Source organism: Lentisphaera araneosa HTCC2155 (assembly GCF_000170755.1).
Taxonomy (GTDB): domain Bacteria; phylum Verrucomicrobiota; class Lentisphaeria; order Lentisphaerales; family Lentisphaeraceae; genus Lentisphaera; species Lentisphaera araneosa.
The window spans coordinates 16,529-43,515 of sequence record NZ_ABCK01000014.1; the positions used below are offsets into that span (position 1 = coordinate 16,529).

Sequence of the window (26,987 nt, forward strand, 5' to 3'; positions counted from 1 at the left end):
GAACTTTATTTGTTCTTGGATTGGATCATTTTTTGAAGATAAAGCATTAGACTTGGATCTTTATCTAAATGCTTAAATAAGTCAGCTGAGAAAAAAACGATCTCACCTTTGCCTGATCTTAGTCTTATAGAGTAAGATGCTGTATCTAAGTTGGACTCAACAAGGTTTATTAGCTTGTGTTGAAAATCTAATTCCCAAGACTCTTTAGTCGATACTGCAGTAGTATTGAAGCCCTTAATTTCTGTATTTAAACTTTTTTTGCTCAGCAACTCTATTTTGTCTAAATTCCACTGACCAAAATCAAATTCTCCGGCACAATAACCTAAGACCAAAACCTTACCTCCCTTTGAAACAAATGACTTTAGAAATACATTTAAATCATCATATAATTGAACATCTTTTAGGATAAGAAATTGAGAACTTACTGCTTCGTGATTTTGCACTAGTTCATAGAATAAACCATGAGCGCTTAGTGTAGCTTCATTCTCTATTTCTGGTCCATCACTTAAAATAAAAACTTTATCGTGTTTAAAACTAATTTGTTTATCTCCTAGAAGATAAAAAGGAATAGTCTGTGACATTTGATTAGAAGCTGATATAAGTTCTAAGTTTCCTGTAACAAAACTCCCCTCTTTCACTTTGGGCAATTGCCATTTTATAAAGTTTTTATCTTGAGGTTTTAATTGTCCTTGAGCCAACGTTTTTTCCGCCAAAACCAAACGCCAATTCAAGTCTTTCGCTGTGACGAAATTATCATTTAATTTATAGACAAATTCTGCACCACTATAATAACTACGACTCTCCTCCAAGAGAACCTGCTTCTCTTGAGCCATAAGCGAATAACCTAGGGTCAAGAGAAGCAGAAGTAGTTTATTCATTTTCCTTTCCATGTTTCCATCATCTCTGATAGAAAATCAACTGCCAGTTTATTTGCTGCATTTTGCAATGCTTCCTTACCGGCAATTGCCTCACTCACATCAACCCCTGAGGTACTGATGCTTTTGATTGCTAAAACTTTTTCATTATCTTTTTGCAGAGCTTTCATTTCGAGTCGAGCTTTGCATGATACGAGCTCACCACGACGCAATGCGAATTGACTGACCCCCTCACCTAAAATGATAATATCGATATCCTTAAGATCAGCTTTCACTTCTTTTATACCATCTTCAAATAGATCAGATTTGATGGATGACTTATACTCTTTCACTACAAATCCAGCCTGTTTCATGATATCCATAAGTTCAGTTTGAGCTGCAGGGTCGATAATGGCCTGAGCCACATGTTGCTCTTCAATAAACACGGCTACTTTCGGTAATTCTTGACCTTTAAATTTAGCCTTTAGTACATCTCTAGGATCCGCACTCTTGTCAACTACCACTTTCTTTGACATCTCATTGATTTTGTTAACGAGTTTCATGCCTGCCACATCAGCTAAATCAGAATAATTTCCGCGTGTGGATCCCTTGGCAATCAAAGTACTCTTCTCACTAGTCTCCACATCAATCACATTGGTTGTTAGATACATTTTTGTTCCCACAGAGAAGAGTTTTGCTGTTACGAAGTACTTAACTCCATAAAGTTTTTGAACTTTAACTCGATTCTCTTCATCCATAAACCCCGCTTCGGAGCTCGCTTGTTCTTTAAGTAGATCTTCAATTTTTTTTCTCTCCACGACAAGCAGTTGATCATTAGTACTTAAAAAGGCATTCAGTAATTCTTCTATTTCACCTGCGGCTGAGGCGCTAATTTTTTTTGATACATCAACATTGATGATTGAGACCACCTTTTTATCTGCATAAGCAAATAATAAACTGGGCATAAGTAAAAATAACATAATTAATTGTTTCATTTCCTGCTTCCTTTTTTTGTGATAAAATGATTATATAACAAGCTTTCATCTTATCTTGATGAAACTTGTAAGCCTTTTGTAAATCTTAAAATTTGTGACTAAACCCCTGCGAAATAGAGGGAGGAGATCATCATTGTATTGTTGAGTTCACCTGAAAAAATGGCTGCTTTGACTTCTTGGGGAGTCATTTCTAGAACTTCTATATCTTCTCCAGGATCAAGGTTGCGTTCAGCGCTAAGCTCAACATCTTTCGCAATGATTGTGTAACACCAATTATCTTGCATAGATGGATTGGGACGAACTTTACCGGCTAAATGGAAGTCTGTACAAACACCTCCCGTTTCTTCCTGTAATTCGCGGATGCCTGCCACGAGAACATCTTCACCTTTCTCTATGGCTCCTCCAGGAAGCTCCAGTTCATATTCTTGGCTGCCGTGACGGTATTGACGAATCATCACTACATTTCCTTCTTTAGTAAAGGGAACAATTGTTACCCAGTTAGGGAAGTGAAAAACGTAATAATCTCCCTCGTGACCATTGCGTGGATTCACGCAGTTATTTTTTTGAAGTTTCATAAAGCCGGCCTCAAAGACCAAGTCCGAGCTTTTCTGTTCCCATTTCTGCATAAACTATCCCTATATTTTTAGTAGCATAAAAGTAAGTGATTGACTGGAAAGCGTCAAACTCTCAGTTAGTGTGAACTATCAAACAAATGGGGTATCTACCATGTCAAACAATGAAATTTTTGATAAGCTCGTTTTGGCGGCACAGAACTTTTGTGATTGGGCTGAAAACGAACCTACTGATACAGAGAATGAAGCGCGTATCGGCTTACAGAATATGTCTTTGCTCTATGCAGCGCTCTTAGGCTTGGCAGGCCTTGACCTACCTGATGAAGAAGATTTTGATTCAGAAAAGCGCATCCCCATTGATCAATGGCGCAATGTCTACGATCGTTTTGATTCACTTCCCATAACTTCCTATATCGATGTTATTAACCCCTTGCAAAATGATGATGAACTCATTCGTACCGACCTCCAAGAAGAACTCGCCGATATCTATCAAGATGTGGCAGAAGGTTTAGAGCTCTATAAATCGGGCTTAAAAAATGATGGACTTTGGCATTGGAGGCTCACATTTGAATATCACTGGGGTCGACGCCTCTTATCAGTCATGAATACTTTACATGCTTATTTTGAAGATAAAGCTAACTGGGAAGTCTTCTCTAGTTCCACAAAATAAGTTTTTCTCCACCCCATTAAATGGGCATATATATAAAGTATACATCACCTTACTTCGCTAAAGACATGAAAACTATTAATACACAATTGATTTAGGTCTATGCTCCGTTCCTACAGAACGGAATTAGGGTAACAAACTAAGACCCTATGGTTGAAACCATAGGCTAAGTTATGCTCGGTGCCTTTGGCACGGTACCTTTCTTGCTCCACAACATCAAGGTGCACTGTAAACTAGATGATCCTGTTTAAATATAATAAAGCTAGCGCTTCAGCCTCAAATTAGTTTAACTCCCATGACGTCATGTTTACGATGCATTATTGATTTATGCTCCGTTCATTCAGAACGGAATAATTTAAAACACATGCTCCTATGGTTGAAACCATAGTCTGAGTTATTCTTAGTGCCTCTGGCACAGTTATTTCCTTAAATAAATGAATCGAAACATCGTTAATTAGATAATCTTGATGTTTTTTGAACTCAAAATCAAAAAAAATGATTTTTTTTTGTAAAAGCTTGTAAGGATTTCTTCTTTTCTCTGAATTGTCTATAGAACATAAAAAATAACGGAGAAACAAAATGGTTGCCAGCGCATTGGATAACTACTTAAAAAACCTAAGTGATTACGACCTAATCGATAGCGATAGAGAAATTGCTCTCGCCAACAAAATTGCCAAAGGTGATGAATCTGCCATTCAAGAACTTACTTTGGCAAATCTTCGCTTAGTAGTCACAATAGCAAAACAATTCATGAATCGCGGAGTAGCACTTGGTGAACTCATTGCCGAAGGTAATCATGGTTTAGTAAAAGCTGCACAACGCTTCCGTCCAGGTCACGGTGCTAAATTCGCTTCATACGCCGCATGGTGGATCAAGCAAAATATTCGCAGAGCAATCCGAGATGATAAAAGAATTGTCCGTGTTCCGGTACAATCATTGCTTCGCATGCAGAAAATTAAAAATGCACGTTTAAAAATCCAACAAGAAACTGGTGATGCATCGAATGATAAAGCCGTAGCTAAAGAAGTGGGTATTAGCCCTAGACTAGTAAGAACTACAAGTCTCCACGTAGATACTTCTTCTTTCTCCATTAATGAGCAAATTAGCCAAGATGGCAAAGCGACTGAAAAAGGTGAACTCATTCCTGATTCACAAGCACAGACTCCTGGTGAAGTGATGGAGTTTCACGATGGCTACAAAACCCTCATGGAAATTGTCCGTCAAGAACTCACTGAAAGAGAATATAAAATCCTTTCAGCTCGCTTTGGCCTCGATGATGGTGAAGCTAAAACACTTGCTGAAACTAGTGAACTAGTGGGACTCACTTCTGAGCGCGTCCGTCAGCTTCAACAAGAAGCTTTGAGACGTCTTCGTTGCAAACTCGCGCCTCACGAGTTAGAGGGTTTGATCAATAGATCTGCTGCCTAAACACATAGCAGATCTAGAAAAGCCTCGATGGAAATCCATCGAGGCTTTTTGTTTTTGTGGTGAGCAAAAAGATATGCTCCGTTCCTACAGAACGAAAATCTTCTTCACATAATCAGTCCTATGGTTGAAACCATAGGCTAAATTATACTTCGTGCTCTTAGCACGACGGCTATGTACACTTAATAAAAACATCTCCACCTTCACAACTGCATAAGCGTGTTTTGTTTTGTTGACCATGAGTGCTAGATTATGAAAATTAAATTTATGGATCTTCAATGAGAACTTTATTCATCGACCCCTTTTCTGGTCTTGCAGGCGATATGTTTTCAGCCGCACTTTTAGGCTTACTCGACAAAGAAAAACAAGAAGAAATCTTCACTTACCTTCCCGACCTAAATAATTATTCCTGTACTTTAGAATCCACAATTAAAAACGGTATCAGTGCCTATTCTTTTAAGGTTCTCGACCCCCATAAGAATGAATTTGTGGACGATATACATATAGATCATCACTCACACGATCACTCACACGATCACTCACACGATCACTCACACGATCACTCACACGATCACTCACACGATCACTCACACGATCACTCACACGATCACTCACACGATCACTCACACGATCACTCACACGATCACTCACACGATCACTCACACGATCACTCACACGATCACTCACACGATCACTCACACGATCACTCACACGATCACTCACACGATCACGATGATTCGCGAACTCCTAAAAAGATCATTGCTCAAATTCAGGCGTCCAATATGCCTGAGGGAGCCAAGCAAGTTGCCGTTGAAGCTTTTACTCACCTAGCAGAAGCCGAAGCAAGTATTCACGGCAAAACCTTTGATTCCGTTCACTTTCACGAAGTGGGTGCGATTGATGCCATCGCAGATATATGTGTTGCCTCAGCAGCTTTTTATGAACTCAAAATAGATACTGTCTGTTCGAGTCCCGTTGCAGTCGGCAGCGGTACTAGAAAGATGGCTCACGGCATCCTTCCCATTCCCGCCCCGGCAACTTCACTCTTATTAAAGGGCATTCCCATTTTTGCGGGACCCGCAAAATTCGAACTCACCACGCCTACGGGCGCAGCGCTCATTAAAACTTTTTGCTCCAATTTCACCAGTGATTTTGATGGTGAAATAAAAGACATCTCCTATGGCGCCGGGAAAAAGACTTTTGCGAGTCACGCAAATGTTTTGAAAGTCATGCTTCTCGAAAATGAAAATAATGCTCAATCTGACAAGGTCAGTGTTCTGACCACAAATATCGATGATATGAGCCCTGAGGTTTTAGGTCACTTTTTTGAGACTGCCATAAGTCAAGGAGCTTTGGACGTCTGCTTCATGCCTATTCAAATGAAGAAAATGCGCCCAGGGATCCAAGTCCAAATCATTTGTAAGACGGAAGAGCAAAACAAGTTTTCTGATCTTATTTTAAAGGAAACCAGTAGCTTTGGCTTACGCATACGCGAGGAACAAAGACTGATTTTGGAACGCCAATTCGTTAGTATTGAAAGTCCTTGGGGCAAACTCAAAATTAAACTCGGTTTGCACAAAGGCAAAGCCATTAAAGCCAGTGTTGAATTTGAAGATATGAAAGCGATCTCACTCCAGCATGATCTCGCACTTATTGATGTGGATAGAAAATGTCAGGCCTTATGCCAAGGCTATTTAGATCAGCTATAGCTTAGATCTGTAATCTTCGTAAGTAAATTTCTTTAATAAGACATCTCTTCTACTCTTATCTTTTAGATAGATAGATGGGTGACGTACGCCATTAAAAAAGCTTGTTTTCACCATGGTGTAATGACTCATGTCATCAAACAGGAGGCGATCTCCCCTTTTCAATTCTTCCTCAAAGGAGTAAATGCCAATTGAATCACCCGCTAAACATGATGTTCCCCCTAGTCGGTAGGAGAACTTTTTTTGACCTTCTTCACCTGCACCACGAATATCTGGGCGATATGGCATTTCAAGCACGTCAGGCATGTGGCAAGTTGCGGAAATGTCTACGATAGCATGATGAATCCCTGCGGATTCAAAAGTATCTAAAACTGTACACAATAAAGAGCCTGTATTAATCGCCACCGCTTCTCCAGGTTCCAAATAAACTTGCAAGTCATATTTTGTCTTTAGTTTATTAATGAGTCGCATCAGTAGATCTTTATCATAGCCCACTTGAGTAATATGATGGCCGCCACCTAAGTTTAACCATTTTAATTTAGGAAGAAACTTATGAAACTTTTCTTCAAAAACTGCTAAGGTTCGCTCCAGGGCATCAGCCCCCTTTTGACAGAGTGTGTGAAGATGAAAGCCGGAAATAGCGTCTATATCTAAACCTTCTAAATCAGCCAATTTAGCGCCAAGGCGTGAAAATTTTGAACAGGGATTATAGAGCTCTACGTCTGTTTCGGAATGTTCTGGATTAATGCGCAGGCCTAATTCAGTACCTTTCAATGAAGCTTTATATCGCTTCAACTCTTGAACAGAGTTAAAGATGATGTGATTCGAATAACTAGAAATTTGATTGAGTTCATCACTTCGATAAGAGGGTGAATAAGTATGTACTTCTTTTCCAAATTCTTCATAGGCCAGTTGGGCTTCCCAAAGAGACGAGGCGCAGCAACCATCTAAGTATTTTTTGATTAAGGGAAAAGTCTTGTAATTTGAAAAGGCTTTTAAAGCGAGGAGAATTTTACAGTCCGTTTTGTCCTTAATTTCTTTGAGAATCTCTAAGTTTCTTTCCAGTGCCTGTTCATCTATTATATAGGCTGGAGACTCTGGGAAAGACCGTAAATCTAAATCTTCTAAATAAGGACGATCAGGAAAAATATCTTTATAATAATCCATTTTGAATCAAAGGAGTTTATCCATACCTTCATCGAGGTAATAGGCTTTAATTTTATTTTTCTTTAAGGTCAAATAGGCTTTCCTCGAGCGTTCACCGTATTGACATAGTGTGCAGTAAACTTTCTCTGAATCCAGTTCATCGAGGCGATTTCTCAGTTCACTCAAAGGAATGTGTAGATTTTCATAGGGAATTGGAAAAAGTGCTTTCTCTGCATTTTCTCTAATATCTAAAAGTGCTAATTTCTGGCTTTCGTAGACCTGTTTAAATTCTTCTAAGCTCAAAGCACTCTTCTCTTCTAAAGAACAAGTTTCATCCTGTTTAATGAGCTCGGTGATTTTCGCTTGATCACCACAGAGTTGACAGTTTGGTGATTTCGCGAGTTTAAAACTATTAAATTGCGCTGTCAGCATATCATAAGTCATAAACTTACCCGAGAGACTCTCTCCCACGCCAGTCAATACTTTTAAACACTCAACCGCCTGCAAGGTTCCAAGAACACCAACCAAAGCGCCCAAAACACCTGCTTCTGAACAATTTGCCGTAATGCCCTCTTCTGGTTCTTGAGGAAAGAGGCAACGATAACAAGGAGATTTGTCATCTTGGTTAAAGACTGAAAGCTGACCGCTATAACGAGAGACTGCGGCAAAAATCAAAGGCTTTTTGTAAAGGAAGCTGGCATCATTACAGAGATATCGCGTCGAAAAATTATCCGAGCCATCAACTAAAACATCATGTTCCTTCATCAGTTGCTCAGCATTGGAAGCATCAAAACGCTCACTTATACTTTGAACTCTGATATAGGGATTGAGCTGACGCATTTTTGCCGCTAAAACTTCTGATTTAGGCAATCCCAAATCATCAGATTCGAAAGCCACTTGGCGTTGTAAGTTAGAGTTTTCAACCAAATCAAAATCGAGCAAAGTGATCTTTCCAACTCCAGCAGCAGCCAAATAGAGTCCGACTGGACAACCCAATCCACCTGCACCAATCAATAAGACAGAACTCTTCTTTAATTTGTTTTGAGCTTCTTCACCGAAACCATCTAAAAGTAAATGGCGACTGTAGCGTAATTTTTCTTCTTCACTTAGCATTTATCAACCTTAATTTTCATGCCCTATCTTAGCCTTATGAGCCATTTGAGCAAGTTAGTACGTCAATGCATAAGAAATTATATTCGTAAAAAGTCGAATCGCAGATTCCGTATCTAAGCCACCAAAACTTTGGGCTCCTCCGCTAATCGAGCTACTTAAATCATAGGGAGAAACCACTAAGACATAACGTTGCGATAATCGCAAGCCTTTGAGAAACTGCTCTTGACCCTGAGCTTTTCCCAGTAGCGTCAAAGCCTGTGAGTAAGGCTCTTTATATAGGACGTGATCCTCGGGGATCGCTTGGAGCTGTTCTTTGGGAAAGAGCTCTAATAGCAGTTCTGCAACCGAATCACCAAAATCAGTTTTTGAACAAGTATTTTCACAGAAAATAAAACCTCCATTCTCCAAGTAAAACTTAAGGTTCGCCTTTTCTTCAGTACTTAAGTTCAGTTTTTTTGAACCGGAAAATGCAATAAAAGGCTGCTGTTGCATAGCTTTTAGATCTCTTAGATCAACTTCTTGAGCCTTGTTACGAGATGGAAAGTTCATGGATTGACGAAAATACGCCTGCATCAGCTCTAGTCCCATCGATTTCTTATTGAGGGATTCCACTCCCGTGTAAGACAAGTAGGCCAACTGCATACCATCGGCATTATCTTTTTTATCTAGAGTGATCGCCTTTTGCTTCTCTTCTTTTTTAATTAGTAATTGACGCTCAACTAAGCGACCGAGCAAAGGTTTTTCACCCATCGCATAACGTGCCATATTCGCCAAAGTTAAACGATTGATTTTGTGGACTTTTTTAGCTTCATATTGAATCGAGAAATCATCCTCTAATAAAAACACACGATGTGTCGAGCAGTAGGATTTTAGAACTTTGAGCGGCAATTGACTCGTTCTAAGGTCGTAATACATTTGGCGCAAAGGATGATCATTCGAAACCTCTTCAAAAACAGATGCTGGATAAATTTTTCTTAACTCTTGTGTCGTTCCATCCACAAAGGGGCGGCTGGATAAGGCTGGTGCAATGAGAAGTGTACCACCGTCATCGAGAAACTTCTTTAAAACTTTGTTTTCATCATCAGTCAGACGCGTCACATTATATCCCGACCAATACAGAATGGGAAGTTTACCTAGAGACCTATTCTTCTGACTCAGCGATACCTTTTCCCAGTCCACTTTTGTTTCTAAAAGATTCGTTAAATCCTTCATCATATTACGACAGTCATTGCGACGTAAATCTGAGTTGTTTTTGGCAAAAGTCGGAGTGAGTTTCCCCATCAACAAGGGCGTATTGCCCTTAGCTAAAAAAAGTAAAGAAAAGAAAGGTTCGCTATAAGTACTGAAACGAAATTGATTACGAATCATACTCGTCGCTCCAAAACGATACCAATCAATATTCGCTATATAGCGACGATCAAAAAATATGCCCACTCGCTCAAGACCATAACTTGTATAGCCATTCGAAAAAATACTTTGTGGTGAAGTTTTGAGAATATTTTCTAGTTTGTTATAGGACTTTTGAATGTTGGGGTTACTTAAATACTTACCTATAAAGCGGGGTCCTTTTTTTACTTCTAACGAGTCTTCAAGTTCTTCCCCACATATACTCAAAGATGACAAACCGGCGGCAGTCATACTCGGAGTTACATTTCGGCTCGATACATAACCCCAACCACCATCTTTGTTTTGTTGTCTGATATAGTGATCCCGCGAACGTTCAAAAACCACATCTGGAATTCTTACGCCTGCAGCCCGAGCCGCATTTAAGCCCAGCAAGGCAAACTGTGTCACGGAATTATCACCTGGTCCTGTACCCGTATAATTCCAGGTTCCATTATTCGCTTGTGTACGTATTAAAACCTGTGCTTGACGATCTATTTCATTCTTATATCGCACTTTATCCACTTCTGATAGTAGCATGATATAAACTGACAAGTCGTAGATACGGGACGGAGGATTATCTAAAAGTACTTTTAAAGCTTTCCTCATAACGGGATCAGATGCTTTTACCCCCGCATAAGAAAGTGCTAAGGCATTAACCGCCGTATAACCTGCGCTTCGTCCACCAATATGACCCGTGGGTGCTTGCTGAGACTTTATGTTATTGATCAGCAAATCAATCGACAGGACGAGATCTTCGTCCGTCACTGCAAACAAACAGTTGATCGTCATAAAGAGAGTCAGTAAAAAACTCTTATACATTATAGGCTACTCCATTAACTTAGGCACTTTAAGTGCTTTCGACTTATTTAGCAAAGTGATTAAAGCTATTCCCCATAGAATCAAAGCAAAAAAAAGCGACTGAGAATTAACTCAGTCGCTACAATCAAGTGATAAACTCTTAGAGTTCTACACCTGGGATAGGCTCACCTTCCGGATCGTCATGCTTATTATCACCGCCACCTTCGAGAACAACTGGTTTGTAACCGCCAATTGACTTGTAGTAGATGATCATAAGGATAAAGGCAATCGCCATGATACCAGGAAGAACAGCTGCAACTTTGAGTGAACTTTGACCCGTTTTCTGGAGTTGAGCATCAAGTTTTTCGAGAGCAGCTTCATCTGTAATATATTTTTTAGCTTCAGCAACGTTAACTGAATCGTATTTTACTGAGAAGAATGATTTCTGTGTGTAGATTGCAGGAGCTTCTGCTTTTTCAACTTTTACTTCTGCAGCAACTTCAGCTTCTTTGCCTTCAGCACTCTCTTCAACTTTTACGTCAGCTTCAACTTTTGCTTCAACTTCAAGAGCTGGTAAGTTACCTGCTTTCGCTTGCTCGATAAGAGCTGGTTGTTGAGCAATAACTGTTTTAGCATTGTAGCTATCTTGAACAGCACCTAAGAATGGGAAACCGAAAATACCTACTGTCAGGAGACCCATTGCAGAAACTGTATTAAGAGTCATTGCACCACCTTTAGGGAACTGTTCAGCAACAAAACCTAAAACAGTTGGCCAGTAGAAAGTTTGACCTACAGCGTAGAAAGTAAAGGCAACAAAGATACCTGCGCCACTTACTGAAGAAAGGGCAAATAAACCAATGATTGAGAATACAGAACTTAAAAGCAAAAGTGCGGGAGGAGACATGTATTTAAGTGGTACACCTGCGAAGAAACGCAAAATCATCATGATACCAGCAGAACATACAATCGCTAACTGTGAGTACTTAGTACCGAGAACTGGCTGCATAAGAGTTTGAATCCAGCCATCTGTTGCGATTTCCGCAGTGGCGAGAGGAATCATAATCAAACAAAGAATAAAGAACAACCACTTACCTTTAGAACCAACGGCAAAACCAAATGCAGTACCACCGACGATACCAACAATAATACTGATTGTTAAGTGAGTATCACCGAAGTTAAAACCAAGTTGATTAGAGAGTTCATAGAAAAGGAAAGTAATGGCAAGACCTGCACCAAGACCACCAAATTCTTTAAGCATATCACTATTAGAAACATTGGCTTCAACACGTTCGTCAACTGGGAACTTATGGCACATTGCAAAAAGAATTGCGTAGATCGCAACAGGAATTAACATGATCCAGAAGATCCATTTTGCCGCATCCCAAGCAACAGATTCTTGAATCATGAAGTAGTAAGCTAAACCACCAATCACAATACCTGCAGGCCATGAAGCGTGAAGAATGTTGAGCATTTTAGATTTTTGCTCACGGTAAATTGAAGCACAAAGTGGGTTAATTACAGCTTCCACAACACCGTGACCTAAACCCGCAAAGAAACAGGCATACCACATGGCGTCGTATGATTTAGCCATGACAGTTAAAACAACTGAAAGTGCTTGAAGAGCGAATGCACAGAACATGGAAACTTTATAGCCGATTTTATCAACTAATAAACTGAAGAGAACCATCGTGATAGCAATCGGCCAAAGAGCTGCACCTGTTAAACCACCAACTTCGGCTAATGAAATCTCGAACTCATTTGACCATAACTTTGGGATCATTACGCGAAAAACAAAGCCCACACCTGCAGCTGTTAAAGCGAGGAAAGACGCCCAAAACAACTTCGATTTTTCGGATTCAGTTAAACCCGTCTTACATGTTACATCACTCATATAAACACTCCGTTTATTTTTATTATAAGATTTTTAAAATTCTAAGATCTGCACAAGGATCAGAAAAATTATCACCTAAAGTAAATTCAAATCATTATTTGTATTGTATGATTACGTCAATTTTTATGTCAAAACCACCACGAGCCATTGATTAAACTTATTTAGTTTTAAGCGCGCCAAGATAAACTTCTTTATTAAGCAAAGAAAGTATATTGCATATCGTTTTATAAGTATTCATTAAAAATTCATCATAAATAAAGCTTGTTCACACACAATTCCTTTTCTAATAGTCATTTAACAATTAGGTTACAGCCAACTTTGACTCAATAGGAACTGTCATGCTCAACCCTTTAGAATTCACAGTAGAAAACCTTTCCACGGAATTAAAAACTTGGTTAGATCTCGACAATCCTGAACATCAAGCCAAAATCATCAAAGCCCTATCCGCGCTATACAATGTGAATGGTGGGCGCCTGATCATCGGTTTTTGCGACGATAACTGCCGACCTGACTTAGAAAGGCGACCCGAAGGCGACGTTCGCGAAATATATTCCATTGATTTTGTCTTGCTCTTGCTTCATCGTTATTGCTCGTCAACTTTCCCCGTCACCCTAAATTTCTGGAAAAAAGACGGCCTCGAATATCCAGTCTTTAACGTTGGTTCTGGCGTCAAAAAAATTATTGGCATCAAAAAGCCTCTGATGATGGGAGATAAGATGCTGATTCAGCAAAATGTCGCTTACGTTCGAGCTTTTAAAGCCGGTAAGTTTGAAACCAAGATGGCTGAATACGACGAGATGAATTTTATGATGGAAATCTGTATCGATAATCGCGAGGCTAATATTGCCCGTTTTATGCGCCGACACTTTGATGATCTCATGCAACAATTTACGGCACTTAATCAGGTTAGTGATGACATTGATCTCTACAACCCCTTTCAAAACTTTGTCCTTAACTCCCGTCAACGCTTCCTCTATAATGCTGGACCCAAACTCAATCGAAAATTCGCTTACCTCGAAGCCTCCGTCAACCTCAACCACAAATGTATTGGCCAGAGTCTTGACGGTCGTTTCTTAGAACGTTTTTTAGGAGCCAACCGCAACCTCAGTGGCTGGCCCTTTTGGTTGGATGTCAGGCAAGAAGGCAGCACAATTGAGCCCTACGACAATTGCTTCGAGGGTTACATTTGCCGACTCTTCAAAGATGACTCTTTCCAAGAACAAAAAAGCCACTTGGATTTTTGGCGTGCGAGCCCAGAAGGCTACTTCTACCACAAGCGCGTGCTGAATTCCGACCTCTATTTTCATAAAGAACGCTGCATGGATCCCGTCAGTTTAATCACTCGAATCTGTGAGATCATTGACGCCAGCATCAACTTTGCTCGAGTGTTTTATATTCCTGATGACAAAAGCGCCAACATTAATATTGTCCTTAGTGGAATGAAAGGCCGCAAACTAGAGTCTTGGACAGATTACGTTTATCACCTCCCCCTTGGTAGCCCCTGTGAATCCGACCAAATCGACTTAGACATTTGCATACCCGTGCATACCTCACTAAAAACTGTGAGTGTCTTAATCTATAACCACATCAAGGAAGTTTTCTCTTATTTCCCCGGTGCACGTTTAGACAACAAATTGATTAACGATATCATCCAACAAATTCGCGGCCGCAATTAGTTCTCCCAAGTAATTTTATTTAGCTCCACAAAAGAAGACAAAGTTCCTTTATCTCCCTATTGGCATTTTGGCTTCTTATGATAGATTTCCCGACATTTTTTAAAATTTACAAACGAGAATAATTTATGTCTGAAATCATTAAAGATTACGACCACTTGGCCATAGAAAGTAAATGGCAAAAGTACTGGCTTGATAATAAAACTTTTAAAGTTGAAAAGGACGAAACAAAACCCAAGTTTTACGCTTTGGACATGTTCCCTTACCCCTCAGGTTCTGGTCTACACGTAGGTCACCCAGAAGGCTACACAGCTTCCGATATCATTTGCCGTTACAAACGTCAAAAAGGTTTCAACGTCCTCCACCCAATGGGTTGGGATGCTTTTGGCTTACCTGCAGAACAGTATGCTATGAAGACAGGTGTCCACCCCTCAATCACTACTGAAAAAAATGTCGACAACTTCCGTCGTCAAATCCAAGAGCTTGGTTTTTCCTATGACTGGGATCGCGAGATCAACACCACTGATGAAAAGTACTACAAATGGACACAGTGGATTTTCCTTCAGCTTTATAAAAAGGGTTTAGCTAAAATCGACAATGTCGATGTAAACTGGTGCCCTACTACTCGTACAGTTCTCGCCAACGAAGAAGTCAATAATGGCATGGACGAAAAAGGCAATGCAGTTGAGCGCAAACCTATGAAGCAATGGGTTTTCAAAATCACTGAATATGCTGAACAGCTACTTGAAGGTCTTGATGATCTCGATTGGCCTGAAGGTATTAAAGAGATGCAACGCAACTGGATTGGTAAATCTATCGGTGCTGAAGTTGACTTTGTCCTTGATGGCCATAGCGACAAAATCCGTGTATACACAACTCGTCCCGACACTTTATTTGGCGCTACTTATATGGTTCTCGCTCCCGAGCATGATTTAGTTTCTCAAATCACTACGGCAGATAAAAAAGCAGAAATCGAAGCTTACGTGACTAAAGCTCGTAATATGTCTGAACAAGATCGTTCAGAAAACAAAGAAAAGACCGGTGTTCACACAGGTGCTTACGCAATCAATCCTGTGAATGGCGAAAAGCTCCCCATCTGGATTTCTGATTATGTTCTCTCGAGCTATGGCACGGGAGCGATCATGTCCGTTCCTGCACATGATGACCGTGACTTTGAATTTGCTCAAGCTTTTGATCTTCCAATCACATGTATCATTTCGCCAAACATCAAAGAAGCCAAATACGAAGGTGTGGATGTGGAAGCGGCACTTGCTGGTAAAGCTTGCTGGACTGGCAATGGCGAACTCATTAATTCATCTAACCAAGATGGCTTAGATCTTAATGGTTTGGAAGTGAAAGACTCCAAACGCAAGGCAACTGACTGGCTCGTGAGCAAAGGCCTTGGTGAAGAAAAAACAAACTACCGTCTTCGTGACTGGATTTTCTCTCGTCAACGCTATTGGGGTGAACCCTTCCCAATTGTCCACATGGAAGATGGTTCCATCAAAACTCTTGAAAACGAACTCCCTGTACGTCTACCCGAAATGGAAAACATCCACCCTTCTGCAACTGGTGAGTCTCCTTTAGCCAACGCTACTAAATGGCTCGATTACACTTGCCCTGAAACAGGAATGAAAGGTCGTCGTGAAACAAACACCATGCCACAATGGGCAGGCTCTTGCTGGTATTACCTTCGTTATATTGACGCAGGCAATAGTGAAGCGGCTTTTGATCCCGAGATAGAAAAGTACTGGATGCCAGTGGATCTCTACATCGGTGGTGCTGAACACGCAGTTTTACACTTACTCTACGCTCGTTTCTGGCACAAGGTTCTTTTTGATCTCGGAATTGTTTCTGTTAAAGAACCTTTCCAAAAGCTTTTTAACCAAGGTATGATCCTGGCCGTTTCATACAAAAACAAAGCAGGATTCTGGGTTGGCACTGACCTTGTCGTAGACGAAAACGGCGATGCAGTACCTTCTAATATGGAACTCGATTCAACAAAGAAGTACTTCCATAAAGATACGGGTGAGGAACTCGAACAGATGGCTGGCAAAATGTCAAAATCTCTTTCTAACGTGGTTAATCCCGATGATATCGTTAAAGAATTTGGCGCTGATTCACTGCGCTTATACGAAATGTTCATGGGTGCACTCGCCGACTCTAAACTGTGGATCACTAGCAGTATCAATGGGATCAACAAATTCCTAACGCGCTGTCACAAGCTTGTCGTCGATAAAAATGGCGAACTCAATTCAAGTATTTCTGATGACGCTGAACTGAGCGAAGACTCTCGCCGTACACTTCATGCCACCATTAAGAAAGTGGGCGAAGATATCGAAAGTTTCGGTTTCAATACAGCCATTTCACAAATGATGATTTTCATTAATGAGTTCAGTAAGCTCAAAGCCATACCAAAATCGGCTATCGAAGATTTTGTAACTATCCTCTCACCCTTTGCGCCCCACCTCGCTGAAGAGCTTTGGGAGAAACTTGGACACACAGAGACCATTGCTTATGTTCAATGGCCTGAATATAAAGAAGAATTCCTCAAACTCTCTGAAGTAGAAATTCTCGTGCAAGTTCTAGGCAAACCAGTTAAGCGCATGAAGGTAGCTGCTGATGCAGATGCTAAACAGCTCGAAGAGATTGCTTTAGCTGACGATGATGTAAAATCGCGTATCGAAGGTAAAACAGTGAGAAAAATCATCGCTGTCCCCGGTCGATTAGTCAATATTGTCGCTACGTAAAACTCTATTCAGAGTTTGTCAAAAAGGTCATAAGTTCAAACTTATGACCTTTTTTCTTGCTCCTCTGTTAATATTCATGAGAAAGAAGCGTATTGTGAAAAAATATAAACGGAGTTTGTCATGAAAAAATTATTTCTTTTAAGTTTGTTTACACTCAATAGTGCTCTTTTTGGCCACGGCTTTGACGAGTGGTACCAAGAGTTGAACGAAGAACAAAAAGCCCTCGTAAGTAAAGAATTCAATAGTTCTGAGCGAACTCAATGGCATTACGTTCCCATGAAAGAACGTAAGGGCTTAGCGATTTCCGCAATGAGCCAAGAACAAAGCGATGAGATGTTTCATATTATGGCACACGTTTTTTCCAAACAAGGAATCAACAAAGTTAAAGCCGTTATTGAAATGGAAAAAATCCTAAGAGAAGTTGAAGGCGATCACCGCGATCCAAAAAAATTCTACTTCACGCTCTTTGGAAAAATGAATCAAGGAAAATGGGGCTTTAGCTTTGAAGGTCATCATATCTCTGTGAACTTCACTTTTAATGATAAAGAACTCATTAGTGGCACCCCCCTCTTCTTTGGTGCGAATCCCGCAAAAATATTCAAGAACTCAAGTTCTACTCTTAAAGAAGGTGAACGCCCCCTCGCGTTTGCGGAAGACGCAGCTTTTGACTTAGTTAAGTCTTTTGACTCTAAACAAAAAGCTTTAGCGCACAAAGAAAAAGTTCAAATGCGCGACATGAAAGAAGGTAAGAAAGCTTTTCCAGGCGAATACGATAAGGACGGAATTAAGTGGCCCCAACTCAAGGCTTCTCAGCAGCAAGCTTTAATGACACTCATTAACCAAGCTTATATTAATGACCTCAATGAGCATTATGCTTCTCAAGTCATGAAAGAAATTGAGCAAGACAAAAATAATATACGCTTTACTTATTACGGGGGAACTAACTTGCAGGAGCCTCACCACTATCAAATTATTGGTAGCGATATAGTTCTTCTCTTGTTCAATACGCAAAATGGAACTCAAAAGACTCCCGTTAATCACGTTCACCAAATTTGGCGTAGTCGTAAATCTGATTTTGGTGGTAAGTAGACTACTTAAAGTCTTTATTCAAAATCAATTTTGCCGCAGATTGCCTTAGGCCATAGACCATGGCATTCTGCTCGTATTTTTTCGTTAACAGCAAGGCTTGTTCCAAAGTTATATTGAGGATAAAAAAACTATCTTCAATTGGCCAATCGGTATCTCGCCCCTTTCCTAGAGCAAAGTGATATTTGTAAGCTTTTAGGTCCGCTGATAAAGCTTCATTTCTCTTTTGGTTCTCTTCTTTTGACAAAAGTTTTGAGTAAGGGTTATGAGCGGTAATCAATGCCCACGATTCAACTTTGCGGCTATCGCAAAAGCTCAAGAGGTCCTCACCACATTGATCGATTTTGATACATAAATCGAATTCGGGAACCAAGTAATCCGTCTCTTTATAAGCCTGTATTAAATCATCCATTAATACAGCTTTTCTTTGAGTTCTTTAATTTTATCTCTTAATTCAGCGGCGCGTTCAAATTCCAAAGCTTCTGCAGCCTTAATCATTTCATTCTTTAAATCACGTAAAAGCTCTTCACTAATATCTTCTTCACGGAGCTCGAGGATAGACTCTTTTTTATTTTTACGCTTACCGGGAACGCTACTGCCTCCTGAGAATAAACTTTCCTGCTCTTTACGAATAATTGTTTGAGGAGTTATGCCATGCTCCTCATTATATTGCATTTGCTTCTCACGTCTCTTGCCCGTTTCATCGAGAAAACGTCGCATACTCCCAGTCATTGTATCGGCATAAAGAATACAAGAACCATTGGCATTTCGAGCGGCACGGCCAGCGATCTGCAAAAGAGCCGTAGTCGAACGTAAAAAACCTTCTTTGTCTGCATCGAGAACGGCTACTAAAGAAACCTCAGGTAAGTCCATACCTTCTCGCAGTAGATTAATACCAATTACCACATCAATCTCTCCCGAACGAAGTTCCCGCAAGATTTCAATTCTTTCAATTGTGTCAATCCCCGAGTGAATATAGGTACATTTAACTCCTAGATCCTGTAAATAATCACTTAGATCTTCTGAAGTCTTCTTGGTCAAACAAGTCACAATAACGCGCTCATTCTTTTTCGAGCGATCCCTTATTTCGGCAAGCAAATCATCCACTTGCCCTTTAAGAGGACGAATTTCTACGACTGGATCCACTAAGCCCGTAGGACGTACAACTAACTCAACGACATCCGAACTCTTATCAATTTCATAATTTGCGGGAGTCGCAGAAACAAAAACTGTCTGTCCCATTTTTGCCTCAAATTCCTCAAATTTCATCGGACGGTTATCCAATGCGGAAGGTAAACGAAAGCCGTGTTCAACGAGGCTTGATTTACGACTTTTATCGCCGTTATACATCGCTCTAAATTGTGGGATGGTGACGTGACTCTCATCGACAATAGTTAAATAATCATCGGGGAAAAAATCGATCAATGTAAAAGGGCGTGAACCAATCGGCCGTCCCGTGACGTAACGTGAGTAGTTCTCAATACCTTGGCAATAACCAAGCTCAGCAACCATTTCCATATCGTAATTGGTGCGTTGGTAAATTCGTTGTGCTTCAACCAATTTGCCCTCATTCTCAAATTTCGACACTTGATCATCGAGCTCTTCAAGAACTTGTGGCACCATCTTCTCTAAGCGATCTTTCGATGTGGCAAAGTGTGATGCAGGGAAAATAAGTGTATGTGACATGCCTTCTAAGACATTGTGATTCAATTCATCTCGTAAACTGATCTCATCTATTTCGTCACCAAAAAACTCTATCCGAATATAATCGTCTTTGTATGAAGGAAAAATATTGACCACATCACCGCTGACCGAAAATTCACCGCGACTCGGAGCCGTATCATTGCGTTCATAGCGGCTCTCAATTAATAAGTGTATGAGTTCGTCGCGATCCATTTCATCTCCCACAGCAAGCTTCACACTCATGCGCGTTAGCATTTCTGGATCACCTAAGCCATAGATACAAGACACAGAGGCAATCACTATCACATCCCTTCGCTCGAGTAAGGAACAGGTAGCGGAAAGACGGAATTTCTCAATTTCATCATTTACGGAACTATCTTTGGCAATATAAGTATCCGTTTGCGGGATATAGGCTTCGGGTTGGTAATAATCAAAGTAAGAGACAAAATACTCAACTCGATTCTTTGGAAAGAAATGCTTAAACTCACTAAAGAGCTGTGCCGCTAAAGTTTTATTTTGAGCCAGTATCAAAACGGGGCGCCCAGCCTGTTCTACGATGTTGGCCACAGTAAAAGTCTTACCCGAACCAGTAACACCAAGGAGCGTTTGAAACTGCTGACTAGACTCAAGTCCCGAGAGCAATTTCTTTATGGCTTCAGGTTGATCCCCTGCGGGTTCAAAATCTGACTTTAACTGATAGGGAACTTCCATATTACTTTTTAAAGCTTCTCCACATCCAGTACACAATCAAGTAATCCACACCAGTGAAGCACTTATTCCCTGTGGAATTAAAATTGCCATCTAAGCGCAATTGATTATGCTTCCACTCTATAGACTTGTATGGGCGTGCATAAACGGGAACAAACTCAGTAGCTTCCTCTCTAGCTTCTAACTTAACGTATGACCCCATTTTGCTCGCCGTATCTAGTGAACCTAAGGTGGGGTATTGACGTAAATCCAAGGGGAATGTTTCAAGGTTCTGCATCACTATCACATCGACTTCGTCAAGATCATAAACACCAATACCATGGCCCACTAATTTGGAAAAAGGATTGTTTTGATTGCTATAAAACTTCTCAAGATTCTCAAAGCTTTTTTTGTAAAAATCTGATTTTGATGCCGTGAAGCCATTATAGATCTTCAAGTAATTTAACCACGAACTCGAGTGTGTCGGAAACTCTAAATTAAAACTTCTGTAAGCTTGTCTTTGTACAAAATATGGATAAGACAAGTGCTCTAACTGAAGGTAGATCAGTTCTAACTCTGCACGTAAATTACCTCCAAAACAACGACGACCTAAATCAATCATAGATATCATGGACAAACGACGATTGTTGTACACTTGCCAGGAGTTGGGTTTTAAATCACTATAGGGAACTTCAACATCGTTTTGATCATGCAGTGTGAAATTATTCTTCATAAAGTGTTTAAAGATTATTTTTAGATGATCTTTAACATCCTCTCTCAGCTGAGGTACTTTATCGTATACAATTTGATAAGCAAAAAACAACTGTACATACACATTTTCATGACATTCGTTATTTAAGATCAAAGTTTTTTCTTCATCGTAACGAACTTTCACGGGTAAATAACCGTCCATACCATTGGCCTCATCGACCTGAATAAAACTATGAAAAAGTTGCTTCACAAATGCAAGATCTTTTTCATCTTTCGTGACATCATATTTAAACGCCATGGCGGCGAGTAAATGACAATTAAGATCCACTCTTAATTCATCCCCAACCTTCTCTCCATAATACTTGGGAATCATTGCCAAGCCCATGGGCATATTCTTTTTTATCTTCGTCTCAAAGAAATCAGCTTTATCTTCCAGAGAATTCTCTTCGGCTTCTTTCTTGAGCACTTCACGTCTATCAACAAACTTTTCTTGCTCAACACTTAACTGATCCGCTTCATAATGATCAGCTGGATCCATAACTTGGCACCCAACGAGAAGGAATAATAATAATAAAATTAGGTAAGGCATATAAAACTCACTTTTTTCTTAACATACTGGCTATTACTTGTTTTCTGAAGCTTCTTGCTCTAGAGCTTTCTCTTTGGCACGATCCAAAACTTTTCTGACTTCTTTAGCGACTTCAATATTAAACTTCTTGTCTTCAATTTGACTAATATCAGCGGCCTCTTTCATGATATTGACCGCTTCAAGTAATTCTTCATTTGTGAGTTCTTGTTTAAACTCACTTTTATCACCTTGTTTGACACTAATAATATTCATAATGTCGTCAAGATTTTGATTGAAATATTCTATTTTATCATTGATTAAACCCCAACGGTAACGACTTAAGTTCTTCAAGAGCTCATCTTTTTCTTCGTGTGGTAAGTCGGCATCTTTCAAATACGCCGTTTCAAAAAAACGTAAGCCCAAGGCTGGAAGTAAACCACTCTCACTGAAGCTCGCGAGCATCGCTCTGAATTCATCATTAGTAATTTTACCATCTTTCACATCTTCAGTTATTTCATCAAGAATGACCATGAGCTCCTTTTTATCTTGTTCTGATAGCTGCGTTTTGTTGATTATCTTCCCTGCAATTGACTGTGCAACTTCTGCCGTGATACTATTTACATTATTTATGGCATACCACACACCCAAAGCTCCTAAGATAATAAAACCCAAGCAACCTATGCCTAAAATTTTAAGAAAGGAACTCGATTCTTCTTCTTGTTTTTCCATTATATGGTCTCCTATTGACGTTATATGGGAAACTGGTTCTTTTAGATCGTTTTTCAACTCTCTTTATAATAAAAAAAACTGAAGAAAGCTCATGTACGATTATCTCATCCTTGGAAATGGCTATTGTGGTTCACGTCTAATTAAAAAAAGCCCCAATGCAATTGTCACTAGCCGACAGCCTAAATCAAAGAACATCATTCACTTTGATCTAAATGATCAGAGTACATGGCAGAACCTGCCTAAATCAAAAACTATTATCTGGACTTTTGCCTGCAAAAATGAAGAAGTAGAATTTGCTCTTTATAAGCATTTAAAAAAAATCACTGAGCAAATCATTATTTACTCCACTACCTCGGTGTATAAACATGAATTCGATAATCAAGTGATCACAGAGTCGTCCGAACTCGATTTCACTAAGCCTAGATTAGTTGCTGAAGAAAGACTCCGTTCATTGGGTGCTAATATCTTCACACTTTGCGGTATATTTGGCCCCAAAAGAGATCCAAAAAATTGGTTACTAAAAGGCCTCATCAAAAACCCAAATAAAACGGTTAACCTCATCCATGTCAATGACATCGTTACTCTCACTTTAGAGCTGGCTGACTTAGGTTTAAAATCCAAAAGAATTAACCTTTGCACTGGTGAAAGTGACTCCTGGGAAACACTTGCAAAACACTATAAATTTGAATTCCCACAAGATCTCAAAGCTGAATCAATCAGCCGAAAAATAATTAAAAGTGAACTCTTAGTAGCTTTATTGAAGAAAAATCATTCTTTTTTACGAGCCACCGACTTTTCAAGCTTAAGTTGATCTTGCGTAGCTGAAAAAACTATGTAAACTTTTTAGTATAACTACGTGGAGTGTTTTTTGAGACTTATTTTATTCTCAGTTTTATTAATTTATACAACTTGTTTTGCGCAAGAGCCGCCGAAGACATTTAAAGTCCCTGTGAGCAATAGCATCGAAATCGATGGCTCAATTCAGGAGTGGAAGGCTATTCCATACCTCAGTCAAAACTTTGGTATAAACTTAAAACCTCCGTACACCGACGTCATGTCAATTAAAATGGCGATGGACAAAGAAGCTCTCTACCTTTTACTCAATACAAAAAACCATGTAGGTGCTATTAAAAATGAAGCCTTCTTAAAAATTGTTTTTGATATTGATAACAATAAAAAAACGGGCTCTGATGAAAACCTACGTTTAAACAAATACGTAAAAGCTCCTGGTTTTGAATATGTAATCCCTTTTAAACTTAACAACAAAGCGGTTCCCTACTACGACATTTACGACATAAGTAAAAAGGGGCAAAACCCAAGACAGGTAATCTCCTATTCAGCAGATAGTGCCATGAATGCTTCAACAGGCAATTATATGGAAATTAAAATCCCCTTCAAGCACATTTTAAAAGATGAGCATACCATTTCGAGAATTATTTTTTCCGAAGTCGGTCAACAAAATGATTGGAAAAACCCAAAATCATACCTAAAAAAAAGTATTGATTTCTCAGATCGTAATAAAAAAGATGTTGTGAGCATTGAAGAAAAACTTGAACTTGAAGAAAAGCTCAATGACGGATCCTCCGTTGGCTGGATAGTCATTTTTGGCTTTGGTCTTGCTCTTATGTGGCCCGCAATGGCAATTTGCCAAAAAGCAGGCTTCCCCACTTCACGTGCAGCACTTTGTCTCATCCCCGCAATTGGACCTTTTATTTTTATGTGGGGAATTTGTTTTAATGAGTGGAAGCTCCACTCTATTTTCTGCGCTAATGAAGAAGATTCCGAAGATGAGTAATATATTTCAAATGCATGACTTTGTTACGGTCTCCAGCTCGATCGACCTCCTCCCTGTCAACCCTGCACAGTGGGCACCCTGGATCATCCTCATAGGTTTAACCTTTAGCCTTTTCTTCCTATCATCGGTAGTATGTAAAAAAACAGGCCTACCTACGTCAAAAGCAACTATTTGTCTTCTACCTATTATAGGTCCCTTTATTTTCTTCTGGTCCTTAGCTTTCTCAGCTTGGCCCATACATGAAAAGCTTCCAGAAGAGGAAGAAGAAGAAAATAAAAAAAGCAAAAAAAATAAAAGAGGCAGAAAAGCCTAATCAATTATAGTTTTAATACTATTTTTTGCTTAATCAAATCACTACAACTCCAGTTTATCTCACTTAAGTATCCTATAAATCAAACATAGAATACAGCTTTGCTATTGCCTCTAAAATTACTATAAATTAAACTCAAAATGAGTTTTTTAGTGATAAACACGCTATAGAAAGATTATCTTAATACCAAAAAATACAATTTTTTAAACTAAAAACATCTTGACTATAGATATTTAATATGATATATATTGACATCTCTCATTAATTCACTTAAGGAAAAGAACATGAACCTCATTCACGATCGACGCAATTTCCTCAAAGGCAGCTCTGCCTTACTCGCCTCTAGCCTAACTGCTTCATCTGCACTTGCAGACACAAAGCCTTCGCAAAAAACTCTCAAAGTCGCATTAATTGGTTGTGGCGGCCGTGGTTCAGGTGCTGCCAATCAAATCCTTAAAGTCGATAATAATATTCAGCTCGTTGCCTTAGCTGACCTCTTTCCCGATAAGGTTGATTCTGCAAAAAAACGTTTTGCTCGCTTGGGTGACAAAGTACAATTGTCTGACGACACTTGTTTCTCAGGTTTTGATGCCTACAAAAAAGTCATGGCCATGCCAGAAGTTGATATCGTACTTCTCGCAACGCCTCCTCATTTCCGTCCTATGCATATGGAAGCCGCCGTAGATGCAGGTAAACACATCTTTGCAGAAAAGCCTTTAGCTTGTGATCCAGCTGGCTTAAAAAAGGCTGCCGAAGCTATCCGTAAATGTGAAGAAAAGGGACTCTACTTCCTTTGTGGTTTTTGCTATCGTTTTGATGGCCCAAAAGTTGAGACCATGAAGCAAATCAAAGAAGGGATCATTGGTGACATCATCAATATCCAAACTTCTTATAATGCGGGTGGCTTATGGCATCGTGGACGCAAAGAAGATTGGACTGATATGGAATGGCAAATGCGTAACTGGCTCTACTTCACCTGGCTCTCTGGTGACCACATCGTTGAACAAGCCATCCATAGCATTGATAAAATGCAGTGGCTTGCAGGAGATGACGACATCAAATCGGTAAACGCCATGGGTGGTCGTCAATCGAGAACAGATGCCAAATACGGTAATATTTATGACAATTTTAGCGTTAATTATGAATTCCAAAACGGTATCACGGGTAACTTCACTTGCCGTCAGCAATCAGGTGCTGACCGATACGTTGGTGACATTGCCTATGGCACAAAAGGTAAGGTCGATTTTCAACGTGCTCGTATCTACAACTCAAAAGGTGAGCAAATCTGGGCAGCCAAAGGTAAATTTGAACAGATGCACCAACACGAACAACGTGTTTTAGTCGAGCATCTACGAGCTGGAAAATATTTTAACAACGGCAAAGAATCTATTAAAAGTTGTGGTTTAGGCATCTTAGGCCGCATGTCGGGCTATACGGGCAAGAAACTTACCTGGGATCAACTGATGAATTCCAAAGAAGACTTAAGTCCAAGTGCTTATTCTTTCGATACGCCAATTTCTGTAGCTCCAGTTGCTAAACCTGGCATTACAAAATTTATTTAGGTCACCGATGAAAAAACTAAGCTTATTATTAACTTGTCTTTTTTTAAGTTTTTCTGCTTCTGCCGAAAAGCTGGACATCAAATTTGCTCTCAAATATGGCATGATTAAGGAAAAGGGCTTGTCCGTTCAGGAAAAGTTCCAACTCGTCAAGGACCTCGGTTACGATGGTATTGAAGTTAATGCCCCAAGTGGAAACCGAGAACAATTAAAAGCCGCGAGTGAAGCAACCGGGCTTCCCATTCACGGCGTTGTGTGTAGCACTCATTGGAAACTTCAACTTTCAGACCCCAGCCCAGAAATTAGAGCTAAAGGCTTAGAGGGATTTAAGCAAGCCATTAAAGATGCCAAGTTTTATGGTGCTAGTTCAGTCCTCCTCGTTCCAGGAAAAGTTCGCAAAGGAACCTCTTTTCAAGAATGCTGGGATCGCAGTATTGCTGAAATAAAAAAAGCTCTCCCCCTTGCCAAAGAACTCGGAATCAATATCCTTCTAGAAAATGTATGGAATGATTTCCTCACAAGGCCAGAAGACACCCTTAAGTACATCAATGAACTTGAAGCTGAACGCGTGGGCTCCTATTTCGATATAGGCAATACGGTACGCTACAATCCACCAGCTTCATGGCCTCCCGTCCTTGGCAATAAGATCATGAAACTCGACGTAAAGCCCTACTTACTTCAGCCCGAAGGCGGAAATGTGTGGAAAGGCTTCAAAGCAAAAATTGGCCAAGACAGCAATGATTGGCCCGCCGTGTGCAAAGCTTTGAAAGAAATCAATTACTCAGGCTGGGCAACAGCTGAAGTCGGTGGTGGAGATAAAAAACGCTTAAAAGAGATTCTCACTAACATGAGAAAAGTTTTTTCTCATTAATTGTTAGGAAAT

The 26,987-nt window shown here is 39.9% G+C and carries 22 protein-coding genes; 11 read left to right on the forward strand and 11 right to left on the reverse strand.

Translation table 11 applies throughout. The features are described from left to right. Window positions 1-5: 5 nt before the first annotated feature. The 3 genes from LNTAR_RS14340 to LNTAR_RS14350 form a co-directional block, all read right to left on the reverse strand. Entirely contained in the window at window positions 6-878 is an 873-nt protein-coding gene (locus LNTAR_RS14340; RefSeq protein ID WP_007279440.1) for a hypothetical protein, read from the reverse strand. Then, window positions 875-1,849, reverse strand: coding sequence for a CsgG/HfaB family protein (locus tag LNTAR_RS14345; protein ID WP_007279441.1), 975 nt, complete (start codon window positions 1,847-1,849; stop codon window positions 875-877). The genes LNTAR_RS14340 and LNTAR_RS14345 overlap by 4 nt, the downstream gene beginning before the upstream one ends. A gap of 98 nt (window positions 1,850-1,947) precedes the next feature. After that, window positions 1,948-2,475 carry an NUDIX hydrolase gene (locus tag LNTAR_RS14350; RefSeq protein ID WP_007279442.1) on the reverse strand — a complete coding sequence of 176 codons (528 nt, stop codon included), beginning with the start codon at window positions 2,473-2,475 and terminating at the stop codon, window positions 1,948-1,950. A gap of 100 nt (window positions 2,476-2,575) precedes the next feature. On the opposite strand from LNTAR_RS14350, the gene LNTAR_RS14355 reads away from it, so the two are divergent. The 3 genes from LNTAR_RS14355 (at window position 2,576) to larC (ending at window position 6,222) form a co-directional block, all read left to right on the forward strand. Beyond that, window positions 2,576-3,091 carry a DUF5063 domain-containing protein gene (locus tag LNTAR_RS14355; RefSeq protein WP_007279443.1) on the forward strand — a complete coding sequence of 172 codons (516 nt, stop codon included), beginning with the start codon at window positions 2,576-2,578 and terminating at the stop codon, window positions 3,089-3,091. A 576-nt stretch (window positions 3,092-3,667) separates the two neighbouring features. Beyond that, complete coding sequence (locus tag LNTAR_RS14360) at window positions 3,668-4,516, forward strand: sigma-70 family RNA polymerase sigma factor (RefSeq protein WP_007279444.1); 849 nt, start codon at window positions 3,668-3,670, stop codon at window positions 4,514-4,516. A gap of 275 nt (window positions 4,517-4,791) precedes the next feature. After that, complete coding sequence (larC, locus tag LNTAR_RS14365) at window positions 4,792-6,222, forward strand: nickel pincer cofactor biosynthesis protein LarC (protein ID WP_007279446.1); 1,431 nt, start codon at window positions 4,792-4,794, stop codon at window positions 6,220-6,222. Here the strand turns inward: larC and nspC are convergent. The 4 genes from nspC to LNTAR_RS14385 form a co-directional block, all read right to left on the reverse strand. Continuing rightward, window positions 6,217-7,386 (reverse strand): carboxynorspermidine decarboxylase, encoded by a 1,170-nt coding sequence (gene nspC / locus LNTAR_RS14370; protein ID WP_007279447.1) that lies wholly within the window; start codon window positions 7,384-7,386, stop codon window positions 6,217-6,219. The two genes, larC and nspC, sit on opposite strands and share 6 nt — an antisense overlap. A gap of 6 nt (window positions 7,387-7,392) precedes the next feature. Continuing rightward, on the reverse strand, window positions 7,393-8,478 hold the full coding sequence (gene moeB, locus LNTAR_RS14375) for a HesA/MoeB/ThiF family protein (RefSeq protein WP_007279448.1): 1,086 nt from the start codon (window positions 8,476-8,478) through the stop codon (window positions 7,393-7,395). A 54-nt stretch (window positions 8,479-8,532) separates the two neighbouring features. Then, entirely contained in the window at window positions 8,533-10,683 is a 2,151-nt protein-coding gene (locus tag LNTAR_RS14380; protein ID WP_007279449.1) for a DUF4159 domain-containing protein, read from the reverse strand. Between the two features lie 139 nt (window positions 10,684-10,822). Next, window positions 10,823-12,553, reverse strand: a complete 1,731-nt coding sequence (locus tag LNTAR_RS14385) for an MFS transporter (RefSeq protein WP_007279450.1) — start codon at window positions 12,551-12,553, stop codon at window positions 10,823-10,825. A gap of 338 nt (window positions 12,554-12,891) precedes the next feature. Here LNTAR_RS14385 and LNTAR_RS14390 point away from each other — a divergent pair, with 338 nt between their 5' ends. From LNTAR_RS14390 to LNTAR_RS14400, 3 genes are all read left to right on the forward strand, one after another. Next, window positions 12,892-14,229 carry a hypothetical protein gene (locus LNTAR_RS14390; RefSeq protein ID WP_007279451.1) on the forward strand — a complete coding sequence of 446 codons (1,338 nt, stop codon included), beginning with the start codon at window positions 12,892-12,894 and terminating at the stop codon, window positions 14,227-14,229. Between the two features lie 125 nt (window positions 14,230-14,354). After that, entirely contained in the window at window positions 14,355-16,976 is a 2,622-nt protein-coding gene (gene leuS, locus LNTAR_RS14395) for a leucine--tRNA ligase (RefSeq protein WP_007279452.1), read from the forward strand. A gap of 120 nt (window positions 16,977-17,096) precedes the next feature. Beyond that, window positions 17,097-18,065: a DUF3500 domain-containing protein gene (locus LNTAR_RS14400; protein ID WP_007279453.1), complete on the forward strand. Its 969-nt coding sequence runs from the start codon at window positions 17,097-17,099 to the stop codon at window positions 18,063-18,065. A gap of 1 nt (window position 18,066) precedes the next feature. On the opposite strand, the gene LNTAR_RS14405 is transcribed toward LNTAR_RS14400, so the two are convergent. From LNTAR_RS14405 to LNTAR_RS14420, 4 genes are all read right to left on the reverse strand, one after another. After that, window positions 18,067-18,474, reverse strand: a complete 408-nt coding sequence (locus LNTAR_RS14405) for a DUF3293 domain-containing protein (protein ID WP_007279454.1) — start codon at window positions 18,472-18,474, stop codon at window positions 18,067-18,069. After that, window positions 18,474-20,456, reverse strand: a complete 1,983-nt coding sequence (gene uvrB / locus LNTAR_RS14410) for an excinuclease ABC subunit UvrB (protein ID WP_040915005.1) — start codon at window positions 20,454-20,456, stop codon at window positions 18,474-18,476. The genes LNTAR_RS14405 and uvrB overlap by 1 nt, the downstream gene beginning before the upstream one ends. Before the next feature lies 1 nt (window position 20,457). Then, window positions 20,458-21,681: a hypothetical protein gene (locus LNTAR_RS14415; protein ID WP_007279456.1), complete on the reverse strand. Its 1,224-nt coding sequence runs from the start codon at window positions 21,679-21,681 to the stop codon at window positions 20,458-20,460. 84 nt (window positions 21,682-21,765) lie between these two features. Next, window positions 21,766-22,440 carry a hypothetical protein gene (locus tag LNTAR_RS14420; RefSeq protein ID WP_007279457.1) on the reverse strand — a complete coding sequence of 225 codons (675 nt, stop codon included), beginning with the start codon at window positions 22,438-22,440 and terminating at the stop codon, window positions 21,766-21,768. Window positions 22,441-22,531: 91 nt separating this feature from the next. On the opposite strand from LNTAR_RS14420, the gene LNTAR_RS14425 reads away from it, so the two are divergent. The 5 genes from LNTAR_RS14425 (at window position 22,532) to LNTAR_RS14445 (ending at window position 26,975) form a co-directional block, all read left to right on the forward strand. Next, window positions 22,532-23,251 (forward strand): Rossmann-fold NAD(P)-binding domain-containing protein, encoded by a 720-nt coding sequence (locus LNTAR_RS14425; RefSeq protein WP_007279458.1) that lies wholly within the window; start codon window positions 22,532-22,534, stop codon window positions 23,249-23,251. Window positions 23,252-23,308: 57 nt separating this feature from the next. Then, entirely contained in the window at window positions 23,309-24,235 is a 927-nt protein-coding gene (locus LNTAR_RS14430) for a hypothetical protein (protein WP_007279459.1), read from the forward strand. Further along, entirely contained in the window at window positions 24,228-24,548 is a 321-nt protein-coding gene (locus tag LNTAR_RS14435; RefSeq protein ID WP_007279460.1) for a hypothetical protein, read from the forward strand. Before LNTAR_RS14430 ends, LNTAR_RS14435 begins: the two co-directional genes overlap by 8 nt. A 281-nt stretch (window positions 24,549-24,829) precedes the next feature. After that, window positions 24,830-26,107, forward strand: coding sequence for a Gfo/Idh/MocA family protein (locus tag LNTAR_RS14440; protein WP_007279461.1), 1,278 nt, complete (start codon window positions 24,830-24,832; stop codon window positions 26,105-26,107). Window positions 26,108-26,114: 7 nt separating this feature from the next. Then, complete coding sequence (locus LNTAR_RS14445) at window positions 26,115-26,975, forward strand: sugar phosphate isomerase/epimerase family protein (RefSeq protein ID WP_007279462.1); 861 nt, start codon at window positions 26,115-26,117, stop codon at window positions 26,973-26,975. Window positions 26,976-26,987 lie beyond the last annotated feature (12 nt).